This is a genomic window from Pseudomonas stagnisoli, from assembly GCF_048595745.1.
GTDB classification, from domain to species: Bacteria; Pseudomonadota; Gammaproteobacteria; order Pseudomonadales; family Pseudomonadaceae; genus Aquipseudomonas; species Aquipseudomonas alcaligenes_A.
Genome location: NZ_CP184361.1, coordinates 2,592,033 through 2,603,796, shown reverse-complemented (window position 1 = coordinate 2,603,796; position 11,764 = coordinate 2,592,033). Strand labels below are relative to the sequence as shown.

Sequence of the window (11,764 nt, the reverse complement as noted above, 5' to 3'; positions counted from 1 at the left end):
CACAATGTCGGCTTCACTCGTCAGGAGCCATCATGAGTCTGTCAAACTGGGAGCTGTTGTCCTATATCGTCACCGTAGTGGCGTTGCCGTTCGCCATCGGTGTGTTCCTGTTCGAGCAGCGCAAGGAGCGCGCCAACGAGGAGGAAGCCATCTGGCAGCAGATTTCCGACGCCTATATCGATTTCCTCGAAGTGGTGCTGGCCAACCCGGACCTGCGCCTGCGCAGCCAGAACGCCACGCCCAACCTCAGCGACGAGCAGCGCGAGCGCATGTGGGTGATCTTCGACATGCTGATTTCGCTGTTCGAGCGTGCCTACCTGCTGGCCTACCAGGAAGACATGGACGCCAAGCAGCGCAGGCGCTGGCATTCCTGGGAGGACTACATGCGCGAATGGAGCCGCCGCGAGGACTTCCGCGCGCGCCTGCCGCACCTGCTGCGCGGCGAGGACCCGGATTTTGCCGCCTATATCCGGCGTCTGGCCGAAGAGGAGGCCAGAGAGCTGCAGGGCTGAGCGGAGCAAGCTCCCAACCGGCGCGGCCCCTGGTAGGGCAGCGTTGCCTGCTTGTTCCTTCGCGGGTTTCTCCCGCCCTACGGGGTGCGTGCCGGCAGCTCGATCCGCGCTGTTTCCCCAGGCACCCGCGGCCAGTTCCAGGCCGCCCAGTCCTGCTTGGCTTTTTCCAGTAGCGCGGCGTCGCTGGCGACGAAGTTCCAGTACATGCGTCGCGGCCCCAAGGGCTCGCCGCCGATCAGCGCCAGGTGGCATTCGCCGCAGGCTGACAGCAGCAGTTCCTCACCCTCCGGCAGCACGGCCAGGCTGTGTCGCGGTAGATCATCGCCTTCCAGTTGCGCCTCGCCGGCGATCAGGTACAGCGCCCGCTCGCGGTGCTCGGCGGGAATCAGCAGGTTGGCACCCGCCGCCAGCTTGAGCTCGGCATAGAGCGTCGGCGAGGGCACCCGCACGGGGGACTGCAGGCAGAAGCCGCTGCCGGCAATCAGGGTGATCTGCACGCCCATGGACTCGCGGCGCGGCAGGCTGGCGGCAGGGTGGTGGCTGTAGCTCGGCTCGCCTTGCTCCAGCGCTTGCGGCAGCGCCAGCCAGACCTGCAGGCCATGAAGGCGCGAGCCCTTCTGCCGCAGGTGATCAGGCGTTCGTTCGACATGCGCAACGGCGCGTCCCGCGCTCATCCAGCTGACATCGCCGGGCCTCACCAACTGGTCCGAGCCGAGGCTGTCCTTGTGTTGCAGCTCGCCTTCGAACAGGTAGGTGAGGGTGGACAGGCCGATATGCGGATGTTGGTTGATGTTCATGCCGCTGCCGGGGGCGTAGGCCTTTTCCAGCATGTGGTCGAAGAACACGAAGGGGCCGACGCTGCGGCACTTGGCCGCCGGTAGCGGGCGCAGGATCGGCTGGCCGGCGATGTCCTCGGCTTTGGGCGTGATCAGCAGCAGCGTGCTCATGCGCCTTCGCTCAGGCGGGTCTCCACCTGCACCTCGACGTGGGTCATCAGCTTGTGGATCGGGCACTTGTCGGCGACGCGCAGCAGCTGCTGGCGCTGCTCCTCATCCAGCGCGCCGTGCAGGTCCAGTTCCACGGCCAGGCGGTAGATGCCCTGGCGTTCCTGGCTGTCGTCGCGGACCAGATGCACGTCCAGGCTGTCCAGCGGCAAGCCGCGCTGCTTGGCATAGAGCATCAGGGTGAGGGCTTTGCAGGCGCCCAGGGCGGCGTCGAACAGGTCGTGCGGTTCGGGGCCGGAGGCACCGCCGCCGAGGGATTCGGGGACATCGGTGTGCAGCAGGTGCGGGCCGATCTCGATGCTGTGGCGCAGGCCGGATTCGGTGCTGATGCGGATCATGGTGGCTCCCGGGCTAGGTGGGTCGATCCAGCCTAGCCCAGGTAGCTCGGCTCAGACCAGCACGGAGAGGCGCACATCCGCGCCGAGAACACGCAGCAGACGGCCATCGGCGCCGAGGACGGGGGCCGACACGGTGAAGCAGAAATCGTCGGTGGCCGAGGAGCGGTAGACCGGGGTGATGTGGCTGCGCAGGTCGTCCGCCACGCTGCGGAACCAGGGGCGTTGTCCCCAGTGGCGGCCGCGGCAGCTGGGGCCTTCCTGATGCGGCACGTCGCTGGCGAAGATGTTTTCCGAGAGTTGCACGCCGCTGGCGTCGACCAGGTAGAACAGCTCGAAGCGCGCATCACGCCGCAGCGTTTCGCTGAGCAGGCGTTCGGCAGCGGCGATGTCGCCGCTCAGGCGCGCATCGGCGGCCAGCTGCTCGACGCTCTGCTGCACCGAACGGTGCAGCTCCAGGCGGAAGTCGCCCAGGCCTTGCAGCAGGCGATCGCCGTCTTCACGCACGGCCTGGCTGTGGCGCAGCACCTGGCCGGCCTTGCCGAGCAGGTCGCCGGCAACCTGGGCGATCTGCTGCACGTCGCCGTTGATCGAACGCACGGCCGCGCCGATCTGCTCGGTACCGGTGGCGATGTGGCCAACCCGCTCGTCCAGGCGGTCCATGGCCTGGCGGGTACTGTCCAGGCCGCTGCCGACCTGCAGCATGCCGTTGCGGCCCTCCTGCACGGCCTGGTGCATGCGCTCGCCGGCGGCGCCGAGCTGGTCCATGCCATCGCGAAAACGCTCGATGATCTGTCCGACCTGACCGGTGGCTTCGGTGGTGTGACCGGCCAGGCGGCGGACCTCTTCGGCTACCACGGCGAAGCCGCGACCGTGTTCGCCGGCGCGCGCGGCTTCGATCGCGGCGTTGAGGGCCAGCAGGTTGGTCTGCTGAGAAATGCTGGCGATCACGCCGATGACCTTGCTGACTTCCTCCAGCTGCGCCGTCAGGTTGCCGATCACGCTCTCCAGCTGCGCCTCGCAGGCACCGATGGCATCGACCTGAACAAGCACAGCCTGGCCATTCTGCTGGCACTGGCGCAGGGTGGCCGCCACTTCGCTGGACAAGCGTGCCACTTCGGCGGCGCCGGGGACCAACTCGGCATCCAGCGTGGTAGTGACCTGTTCGCTGGCGCTGGCAATCAACTCCGAGGTCTGCGCCAGGCTTTGGCCGCTTTCCTGGTTGGCACTGGCAATGCTGGCCAGCTGCGGCGCGTGCGCGGCAATGCCGACGGCGGCGCCCAGGCTGGTGCGGATGCGCTGGTGCAGGCCGTCGCTGAAGCGATTGAGGCGGCCCATCCAGGGCTGTTGCTCCGGCAAGCGGGTGGTGAGGTCATGGCCGGTAAAGAGCGCAGCGAGGGCTTCTTCATCCCGTTCGCGCCGCGAGGGTTTGCGCAGTAACTGCAGCATGGTGCATCTCCCTGAGAGTTCTATCGGGAGAAGTGCAAGCAAGGTGCCATCATGTGTTGTGCGCTGCGTCACAAGGCTGGCGCCGGGTAATTGTCTTTTGTGCTGCTCTTATCTGGTGCGTCGCGCGCTATGGTGGTGCGCCTGGGCGATACCACAGTTCGGGGCGACGAAACGGCGTCTGTGCCGGCAGATCGAGGTTCTCCAACTCGATCACTCGCCGCCTGTCCAGGCGGGCACGCTCCAGGGTAGCGCCATGATGCTGTTGAAACAGCGCCTCGAAGCTGCCATCGGCGATCATCGCCTCCAGACCGCGCTCGATGCTGCCGGCGAGATCGGCGCGGGCGCGCGAGGTGAAGAAGTAGAAGGCCGTGGGGTAGTGGATGACGATGTGTTCGTCGACCTCCAGTTCCAGCCCATCAGTTGCCGCCTGGGCCTGTTCGTTCCAGGCCACTACCACTTCGCGCGGGAACAGGTCGAAACGCCCGGCGCCGAGCATGCGAAACAGGCTTTCATAGCTCTGGCTGGTGATCACCTGCAGGCCGTTGTCACGCAGGATACGGGTATCCGGCCAGTCGGCACGCTGGCCAAAGCGCATGGGCTTGAGGTCGTCGAGGCTGCGGACACTGGCCAGCCAATCCTTGTCCTCGCGCCGCACCAGAGGCACGCGCCAGCCGATCAAGCCCTTGTAGAGGGGGATGCGGATTGGCAGCAGGGTTTCCTCGCGCGCTCTGGTGGTCATGCTCCACATCAGCTGCACGGCACCGTCATTCTGCTCCAGTGACTGTTCGGCGCGGCTTTGCGGCATGGGCCGCGAGGAAGGCTGCAGCCGGTAGTCGCCGCCGCTCCTGCTCAGGGCCCCGCGCAGCAGTTCGACCACATAGGCTTCCGGGTCCGCGCCGCTGGAGTGCCGCGGATAGGTGAGCGTCTCGGCGACCGAGGACATGGCGCAGAGCATGGCGAGGAGGGCGACGAAGCGGGTCATGGGCGGCACCGGGTTGGCGCAGGTGGATAGTCATGATGGTCCCTGGCTGACGCTCTCGCCAGTGAACGGCACGGCGTGGATGGCGGTCTACTCTTGCCCCAACCGCCAGGGAGTGACGCCTTTGTTCATTCATCGCACCGTGCTGGCCGCCATGCTGAGTCTGCTGAGCGTTTGCGCGCAGGCTCGCGACTACCGCTACAGCGACGCCCATCTGCACTACGTCGACTTCTTCCAGGAAAGCGAGGGCATGACGCCCCTGCTGGAGGCCATGGCCGCCGGGCGCATCGATCATGTACTGATCAGTGGCATCCCGGTGGCCAAGAAATGGCATGAGGACGAGCCCAAGCGCCCGCGCTACTACGCGGGCGATGACGCCGGCGCCTACTGGTACAGCGCCACCGATGTGCTGGTGGCCGATGCGGTCAAGCGCCTGCCGGCCGAACAGCGCGAGCGCTTCCATCCGTTTCTCAGCGGATTCAATCCCAACGACAAGAACTCCGACGCCCATATCCGCCGCATGCTCGAGCTCGACCCCGGGCTGTGGCAGGGTATCGGTGAGGTGTTCACCCGCCATGATGACCTCACCGCGCTGACCTATGGCGAGACGCCACGGGCCAACAACGAGGCGATGACGCGGGTCTACCACCTGGCCGCCGAGTACGACCTGCCGGTATTGCTGCACAGCAACATCACCTCCAAGCGCGAGCGCAATCCGCTGTACCTGGCGGAGCTCGAGGAGCCGCTGCGCAACCACCCGCATGTGCGTTTCATCTGGGCCCACGCCGGTACGAGCATGGAGATCCATCGGCATCAGCAGAAGCTGGATTTCCTTCTGCCAACCCTGGAGCGCCTGCTCGGCGAGTATCCCAACCTCTACGTCGACCTGTCCTGGAGCGTGCTGCAGCCTTATCTGCTCGATACTGATGGCAAACCCGACGCGCGCTGGGTCGAGCTGGTCAGCCGCTACCCGACGCGCTTCATGCTCGGCTCCGATGTGGTCGGCAAGTTCGACGGGCTGACGGAGGCCATGCAGGCCTTCGCGCCGTTTCTCGATGCGCTGCCGGAGAAAGTGGCGCGGGGCGTGGCGCGTGACAATTTTCTTGCCGTACTGCCTCGCCAGCGACAGGCCGCAGTGCGCGACTGACTGTCATCAGCCTGTAACCGCGACGTCATAGCCTCGCGCCAACTTTCCTCAAGGAGCGCGAGATGAAACTGTTGAGTCTGTCTGCCCTGGCCCTGGGCCTTTCCGCCAACCTGGCCGTGGCCGATGTGCGTGTCGAGGGGCCGATCGAGTACGGTGTGTTTGCCAGTGCGCCGATCAAGGACCCACAGCCGGGCGAGCGGATTCTCAGCCGCGCCAACCAGCCGATCGAGCCGACCGAGGTGGTGCCGGCGCGTCTGGGCACCAAGTTCGGCGTGCGCTATCAGCTGGCGGGCAAGAGTGAGACCGAGCAGCCGCTCACCCTGATGTATTTCACCCCGGGGCTGATCGGGCCGGACGGCAAGCGTCAGGACAAGATCGAGCTGCAGCAGAAGCTGGTGGTGGGCGCGCCGCAGGACGTGATGGCCTTCGAGTTCACCGAACATTATGAGGTGGTGCCGGGCGAGTGGCAGTTCATGGTGTTCCAGGGCGACCGCAAACTGCTTGAGCAGCGCTTCACCGTGCGTTGAACCTGCCTGCAGCCTGACCAGACCCGGCCAAGTGCCGGGTTTTTTATTTGCTGCTCAAGCTCTTTTCAGCAATGCCGATGCGCTGGTGTAGCGCAATGACCGCTGCGCAGGCTGGCATCAAGACCAGCGCGCACTACTCTGATGCGTAGCGGGCCAGTCCGTCTGAAAGGAAATCGCCATGCTGTTGAGAAATTTGCGTATCGCCCCTCGCTCTGCCCTTGGCTTCACCATTCTCGCGCTGCTCGTTCTGCTGGTTGGCGGCTTTTCGCTGCTGCAAATGCGTCAGATGCATCAAGCTTCTACGGAGGTGGATGAGAATTGGCTGCCAAGCATCATGGCTCTTAGTGATGTTAGCCAGGATATTCTGCGAATTCGCGCCGCCACTCTGCGGCTCATCGTGGTGCGGGACCCAACAATCCTGCAGCAGAACGTGCAGCGCCTGGGTGAGCTCAAAGCGGACCTCAGGCGCGCCCAGGATCGCTATGAGACGTTGATTTCAAGCCCTGAAGAACGCGCCGCCTATAAGCGTTTTGAGGTGGCTCAAGAGGCTTATCTGCGCGAGCAGGAAAAGATCATGCGCCACTCGGAGGCCGATGATCTTGACGAGGCCATCGCCGTGGCCAGCGGTGTGCTCAACACCCATGCAGACGCCATGACCAAGGCACTGGTCGAGCTGACTGATCTGAACAGCTCGGGCGCGCAACAGGCGGCCGAGGCTAACAAGGCGGCCTATGAGCGTGCCTTCACGCTGGCGCTTAGTCTGATGTTGGTGGCCGTAGTGCTGACGGTGTTCCTCGCCATGTTGTTCACCCGCAGTATCGTGCGGCCACTGAATGAGGCGGTGGAGGTCGCGCAGGTGGTCGCAGGTGGTGATTTGACCGGCGATTTCGACGACCAGGGCGTGGATGAGCCGGCGCAACTGCTGCAGGCACTCAAGCGCATGCAGCGCAGTCTGCGCAGTACCATCCAGAGCATCGCAGACTCATCCAGCCAGCTGGCGTCAGCGTCGGAGGAGCTGCATGCGGTGACCGAGGATGCAACCCGCGGCCTGCATCAGCAGAACGCCGAGATCGAACAGGCGGCAACGGCTGTCAATGAGATGACCTCGGCGGTGGAGGAGGTGGCCCGCAATGCGGTGAGCACCTCGGAAGCTTCGCGCGAGTCCGACCGCACCGCTCAGCATGGCCGCGAGCAGGTGCGCCAGACCGTCGACTCGATCAGCCGCCTGGCCAGCGATGTGACCAGCAGTTCCTCGCAGGTCGAGCAACTGGCCGAGCAGATACGCAGCATCAGCCAGGTACTGGATGTGATTCGCTCGATTGCCGAACAGACCAACCTGCTGGCCCTCAACGCGGCCATCGAAGCGGCGCGGGCCGGTGACGCCGGGCGCGGATTTGCCGTGGTGGCGGACGAAGTGCGCGCGTTGGCGCACCGTACGCAACAGTCGACTCAGGAAATCGAGCAGATGATCGGCGGTATCCAGCAGGGCACCGAGCGAGCTGTCGGGGCGATGCAGCAAAGCGCCGGACGCACCGGAGTGACGCTGGAGCTGGCGCAGGCTGCCGGGCGCGCGCTGGACGAGATCGCTCAGGCGATTTCCTCGATCAACGAGCGCAATCTGGTGATTGCCAGCGCATCCGAGGAGCAGGCGCAGGTTGCCCGTGAGGTGGACCGCAACCTGGTGAACATCCGCGACCTGTCGCTGCAGACCTCGGCCGGGGCCAACCAGACCAGTGCCGCCAGCCAGGAGCTGTCGCGCCTGGCGGTCGACCTCAATGGCCTGGTGGCGCGCTTCCGCATCTGAGGCCGGCATAACGAAAAACGGCGCCCGAGGGCGCCGTTTTTTTGGGACTGAAGATCAGCCTTGGTAACGCTGCAGGATCAGCGTGGCGTTGGTGCCGCCGAAACCGAAGCTGTTGCTCATCACGGTGTTGAGCTGGGCGTCGCGGGTCTGGCGCTGGATCGGCAGGTCGGCGAGCTCCGGGTCGATCTCCTCGATGTTGGCCGAGCCGGCGATGAAGCCGCCCTGCATCATCAGCAGGCAGTAGATCGCCTCGTGTACGCCGGCGGCGCCCAGCGAGTGACCGGACAGGCTCTTGGTCGAGCTGATGGCCGGCGCCTTGTCGCCAAATACTTCGCGTACTGCACGCGCCTCGGCGGTGTCGCCGACCGGGGTGGAGGTGCCGTGGGTGTTCAGGTAGTCGATCGGGGCGCTGACGGTGGCCAGGGCCTGCTGCATGCAGCGCACGGCGCCTTCACCACTCGGTGCAACCATGTCGTAACCGTCGCTGGTGGCGCCGTAGCCGACGATCTCGGCATAGATCTTGGCGCCGCGCTTGAGTGCGTGCTCCAGTTCCTCGACCACCACCATGCCGCCACCGCCGGCAATGACGAAGCCGTCACGCTTGGCGTCGTAGGCGCGCGAGGCTTTTTCCGGGGTTTCGTTGTACTGGGTGGAGAGGGCGCCCATGGCGTCGAACAGGCAGCTCTGGCTCCAGTGTTCTTCTTCGCCGCCGCCGGCAAAGACCATGTCCTGCTTGCCCATCTGGATCTGCTCCATGGCGTGGCCGATGCAGTGAGCACTGGTCGCGCAGGCGGAGGAGATGGAGTAGTTCACACCCTTGATCTGGAACGGCGTGGCCAGGCAGGCCGACACGGTGCTGCCCATGGTTCGCGGCACGCGGTATGGGCCGATGCGCTTGACGCCCTTCTCGCGCAGGGTGTCGATGGCTTCCATCTGGTTCAGGGTCGAGGCACCGCCAGAACCGGCGATCAGGCCGACACGCGGATTGGAGATATCTTCCTGGCTCAGGCCGGCATCCTTGATCGCCTGTTCCATCGACAGGTAGGCGTAGGCGGCGGCGTTACCCATGAAGCGCAGGACCTTGCGGTCGATCAGCTCTTCCAGGTTGAGGTCGACGGAGCCGGAAACCTGGCTGCGCAGCCCCATCTCGGCGTACTCCGGGTTGAAGCGGATACCCGCTTTGCCGGCGCGCAGGTTGGCGGTAACGGTGTCCTTGTCATTGCCCAGGCAGGAAACGATGCCCAGACCGGTGATCACGACGCGACGCATGCGGAAATCCTTCAGAAGCTGTCGGTAGAGGTGAACAGGCCTACGCGGAGGCCTTCGGCGCTGTAGATCTCGCGCCCATCGACACTGACATTGCCATCGGCGATGCCGAGAATCAGCGAGCGGTTGATGGTGCGTTTGATGTGGATGTTGTAGGTGATTTTCTTGGCGGTCGGCAGTACCTGGCCGAAGAACTTCACCTCACCCGAGCCGAGCGCGCGGCCGCGGCCGGGGTTGCCCTGCCAGCCGAGATAGAAGCCGACCAGCTGCCACATGGCGTCGAGACCCAGGCAGCCTGGCATCACCGGGTCGCCTTCGAAGTGGCAGGCGAAGAACCAGAGGTCCGGGTTGATATCGAGTTCGGCGACGATTTCGCCTTTGCCATATTTGCCGCCGGTTTCACTGATATGCACGATGCGATCGATCATCAGCATATTGGGGGCGGGCAACTGCGCATTACCTGGTCCAAACAGTTCGCCGCGGCTGCAGGCGAGCAACTCTTCCCGGGTATAGGCGTTTTGCTGGGTCATGCGAACTCCTCAATGGTCCCCTCGGCGGGGCTAAGCTGCGCCGCGGGTTTTCTTGTGTAGCGGCAGACTAGTCATAGACTGTTGCGCTCCGGTGAAAGTCACAGCCTAGTGTGAACACCTGTATACCCGGTGTTCTTGCCGCAGGTCAGTTGTCGCTGCCGACCACCGGCTCCTGGCTGCGCTTGCCAAGCCAGCGCAGCAATACCCGTTCCAGATCGGCACGCTTGAAGGGCTTGGCCAGGTAATCGTTCATGCCGGCCTGCAGGCACGCTTCACGATCCCCCTGCAGGGCATTGGCAGTCAGTGCAATTATCGGCGTGCCATTCTGCGGCATGTGCCGGCGTATCTGGCGGGTCGCCTCGTAACCATCCATGACTGGCAGGCGGCAATCCATCAGCACTGCGGAGAAGCGCCGGGCATCGAAACGCTGCACGGCCTGGGCGCCGTCGCTGACCAGGGTCACGCGGTAGCCCAGGCTACGGAGCATGGCTTCAATAACGGTCTGGTTGACCGGGTTGTCCTCCACCAGCAGGACTTCCTGATCGCCACCACTCTGCGAGTCGTTCTGCGCCGGTGCCTGAACATGCTCGCTGCGCAGGCTGAACGGCAACGGGATCTCCAGGGTAAAGACCGAGCCGACGCCTTCCTCGCTGCTGGCGTGCAGGGTGCCGCCCATGCGTTCGGCCAGGGTGCGGGCGATGGACAGGCCCAGGCCCGTGCCGCCATAGCGTCGCGAGATCGAGGTGTCGGCTTGCTGGAAGGCATCGAACATGTGTTCCAGGCGCTCGGGGGCGATGCCGATACCGCTGTCGCGCACGGCACAGGTGAACCACAGCACCTCGTTGTCCAGTGGTTGCCAGCGGGTCTCGATACGGATGCCGCCTTCCTCGGTGAACTTCAGCGCGTTGCCCAGTAGGTTGACCAGAATCTGGCGGATGCGCGTCGGATCGCCACGTACTTCGAAGTCCTCGAGCCCCGGTTGGCTTTCCAGGCGCAGGTAGAGGCCGCGTTGTTGTGCACTGTGCTGGAACACCTGGATCGAGCCGAGCAGCAGATCCTGCAGGCTGAAGGGGATGCGCTCCAACTCCAGCGCGCCGCGCTCGATGCGCGAGAAATCGAGGATATCGTTGATCACCTTGAGCAGGTGCTCGGTGGACTCGGTCGCCAACGCGGCGTACTCCGCCTGCTCCTGGGTCATCTCGGTGGTTTCCAGCAGCTGCAGCATGCCCAGCACGCCGTTCATGGGGGTGCGCAGCTCATGACTCATCATGGCCAGGAAGTCAGACTTGGCACGGCTGGCCTGCTCGGCTTCCTCGCGGGTCTGGATCAGCTGCTGCATGGCCTCGCGCTGCTCGCGGCCGGAGCGCTCCAGCTCGATGGCCAGACTGTTGATGTGCCTGGCCAGGTCGCCCAGCTCGCCGCTGTCGGTCTCCTCCAGACTGGGACGATAGTCGCCGGCCTTGATCGCCTCGAGGGTACGGCCCATGGCGCTCAGCGGCCTGGCCAGACGCCGCGCCAGCTGGCGCGCAAGGAAGAAGGTCAGCAGCAGGGCGACCAGGGCCAGCATCGTGGCCTTGAGCAGAATGGCCTGCTGCCGGCTGGTGAACGTCTCGTCGGACATGCCCACCACGACACGGCCCAGGTAGGTGTCGCCAGCACGGCGAATGGGGGCATGGAATACGTCGACGCTCGAGGTGGTGTCGGCGCGTGGCTGCTCGACATAGACCAGGATGTTCTCGTGCTGATCGCGTACTTCGAGAAAACGCACGTTGGGAGCCTGCAGGGTCGCACGCAGCAGGTGTTCGAGCGCCTGCGTATCCCCCTTGGTGACGCCATGGACGGCAGCCGGAGCCAACTGGTTGGCCATCAACTGGCCGGTGTGGTCGATTTCCTGGCGCAGGTCCTGCAGCCGCGAGTGGGTGAAGAACCCGGTCAGCAACAGCGTCAGCAACAGGGCGGGGCCGACGCTGATCAGCTGGGTGCGGGTGTGGATGTCCCAGCGACGTCCGAAAATCATGGCCGATCACCTTCACGTGCGCGGTGAAGAGACTGTGCATAAGGATTCTGGGCGTGTGGCATGCGCACGGAACGACCTTGTTCTCTGGCGGAAAGCGGCATGTTAACCGAGAAGCCAGGCTTTGCCAGCGTAGCAATGTCTGGGGCTGGTCGGTCGGGCGAGGCTCCGTGATAATGCGCTACCTGCCATCTGCA

11 protein-coding genes and 1 pseudogene are annotated in these 11,764 nt (G+C 64.8%); 4 read left to right on the top strand and 8 right to left on the bottom strand.

The annotated features are described in order from the left end of the window. The first annotated feature begins 32 nt into the window (after positions 1–32). A complete protein-coding gene (locus ACOAPY_RS12480; protein WP_465153469.1) occupies positions 33–512 on the top strand; it encodes a hypothetical protein in 480 nt (159 codons plus the stop codon). A gap of 77 nt (positions 513–589) precedes the next feature. Here the strand turns inward: ACOAPY_RS12480 and ACOAPY_RS12475 are convergent, their stop codons facing one another. The 4 genes and pseudogenes from ACOAPY_RS12475 to ACOAPY_RS12460 all read right to left on the bottom strand — a co-directional run bounded on the left by ACOAPY_RS12475 (position 590) and on the right by ACOAPY_RS12460 (position 4,282). Continuing rightward, positions 590–1,459 (bottom strand): pirin family protein, encoded by an 870-nt coding sequence (locus tag ACOAPY_RS12475; protein ID WP_465153468.1) that lies wholly within the window; start codon positions 1,457–1,459, stop codon positions 590–592. Beyond that, entirely contained in the window at positions 1,456–1,854 is a 399-nt protein-coding gene (locus ACOAPY_RS12470; protein WP_465153467.1) for an OsmC family protein, read from the bottom strand. The genes ACOAPY_RS12475 and ACOAPY_RS12470 overlap by 4 nt, the downstream gene beginning before the upstream one ends. 51 nt (positions 1,855–1,905) lie before the next feature. Further along, positions 1,906–2,811: pseudogene (locus tag ACOAPY_RS12465) on the bottom strand (methyl-accepting chemotaxis protein); the annotation flags it as partial. A 616-nt stretch (positions 2,812–3,427) separates the two neighbouring features. After that, positions 3,428–4,282 (bottom strand): substrate-binding periplasmic protein, encoded by an 855-nt coding sequence (locus ACOAPY_RS12460; RefSeq protein WP_465153466.1) that lies wholly within the window; start codon positions 4,280–4,282, stop codon positions 3,428–3,430. 151 nt (positions 4,283–4,433) lie between these two features. Between ACOAPY_RS12460 and ACOAPY_RS12455 the strand changes: the two genes are divergently transcribed. Then, positions 4,434–5,426 (top strand): amidohydrolase family protein, encoded by a 993-nt coding sequence (locus tag ACOAPY_RS12455; protein WP_465156802.1) that lies wholly within the window; start codon positions 4,434–4,436, stop codon positions 5,424–5,426. Positions 5,427–5,488: 62 nt separating this feature from the next. Then, complete coding sequence (locus tag ACOAPY_RS12450) at positions 5,489–5,953, top strand: DUF3859 domain-containing protein (protein WP_465153465.1); 465 nt, start codon at positions 5,489–5,491, stop codon at positions 5,951–5,953. A gap of 133 nt (positions 5,954–6,086) precedes the next feature. Here the strand turns inward: ACOAPY_RS12450 and ACOAPY_RS12445 are convergent, their stop codons facing one another. Then, entirely contained in the window at positions 6,087–6,245 is a 159-nt protein-coding gene (locus tag ACOAPY_RS12445) for a hypothetical protein (protein ID WP_465156898.1), read from the bottom strand. Here ACOAPY_RS12445 and ACOAPY_RS12440 point away from each other — a divergent pair. Beyond that, positions 6,183–7,757 (top strand): methyl-accepting chemotaxis protein, encoded by a 1,575-nt coding sequence (locus ACOAPY_RS12440; RefSeq protein ID WP_465156800.1) that lies wholly within the window; start codon positions 6,183–6,185, stop codon positions 7,755–7,757. The two genes, ACOAPY_RS12445 and ACOAPY_RS12440, sit on opposite strands and share 63 nt — an antisense overlap. A gap of 54 nt (positions 7,758–7,811) precedes the next feature. Here ACOAPY_RS12440 and fabB read toward each other — a convergent pair whose 3' ends face one another. The 3 genes from fabB to ACOAPY_RS12425 form a co-directional block, all read right to left on the bottom strand. After that, positions 7,812–9,026 (bottom strand): beta-ketoacyl-ACP synthase I, encoded by a 1,215-nt coding sequence (fabB, locus tag ACOAPY_RS12435; protein ID WP_465153464.1) that lies wholly within the window; start codon positions 9,024–9,026, stop codon positions 7,812–7,814. A gap of 11 nt (positions 9,027–9,037) precedes the next feature. Further along, on the bottom strand, positions 9,038–9,553 hold the full coding sequence (gene fabA / locus ACOAPY_RS12430; protein WP_021700203.1) for a 3-hydroxyacyl-[acyl-carrier-protein] dehydratase FabA: 516 nt from the start codon (positions 9,551–9,553) through the stop codon (positions 9,038–9,040). A 145-nt stretch (positions 9,554–9,698) separates the two neighbouring features. Beyond that, positions 9,699–11,570, bottom strand: coding sequence for an ATP-binding protein (locus tag ACOAPY_RS12425; RefSeq protein WP_465153463.1), 1,872 nt, complete (start codon positions 11,568–11,570; stop codon positions 9,699–9,701). Positions 11,571–11,764: the final 194 nt, after the last annotated feature.

What these genes read in the sequence shown, in the direction of transcription:
- ACOAPY_RS12480 (WP_465153469.1), top strand. Translation starts at nt 33, where the DNA reads ATGAGTCTGTCAAACTGGGAGCTGTTGTCCTATATCGTCACCGTAGTG.
- ACOAPY_RS12475 (WP_465153468.1), bottom strand. Translation starts at nt 1,459, where the DNA reads ATGAGCACGCTGCTGCTGATCACGCCCAAAGCCGAGGACATCGCCGGC.
- ACOAPY_RS12470 (WP_465153467.1), bottom strand. Translation starts at nt 1,854, where the DNA reads ATGATCCGCATCAGCACCGAATCCGGCCTGCGCCACAGCATCGAGATC.
- ACOAPY_RS12460 (WP_465153466.1), bottom strand. Translation starts at nt 4,282, where the DNA reads ATGACCCGCTTCGTCGCCCTCCTCGCCATGCTCTGCGCCATGTCCTCG.
- ACOAPY_RS12455 (WP_465156802.1), top strand. Translation starts at nt 4,434, where the DNA reads ATGCTGAGTCTGCTGAGCGTTTGCGCGCAGGCTCGCGACTACCGCTAC.
- ACOAPY_RS12450 (WP_465153465.1), top strand. Translation starts at nt 5,489, where the DNA reads ATGAAACTGTTGAGTCTGTCTGCCCTGGCCCTGGGCCTTTCCGCCAAC.
- ACOAPY_RS12445 (WP_465156898.1), bottom strand. Translation starts at nt 6,245, where the DNA reads ATGCATCTGACGCATTTGCAGCAGCGAAAAGCCGCCAACCAGCAGAAC.
- fabB (WP_465153464.1), bottom strand. Translation starts at nt 9,026, where the DNA reads ATGCGTCGCGTCGTGATCACCGGTCTGGGCATCGTTTCCTGCCTGGGC.
- fabA (WP_021700203.1), bottom strand. Translation starts at nt 9,553, where the DNA reads ATGACCCAGCAAAACGCCTATACCCGGGAAGAGTTGCTCGCCTGCAGC.
- ACOAPY_RS12425 (WP_465153463.1), bottom strand. Translation starts at nt 11,570, where the DNA reads ATGATTTTCGGACGTCGCTGGGACATCCACACCCGCACCCAGCTGATC.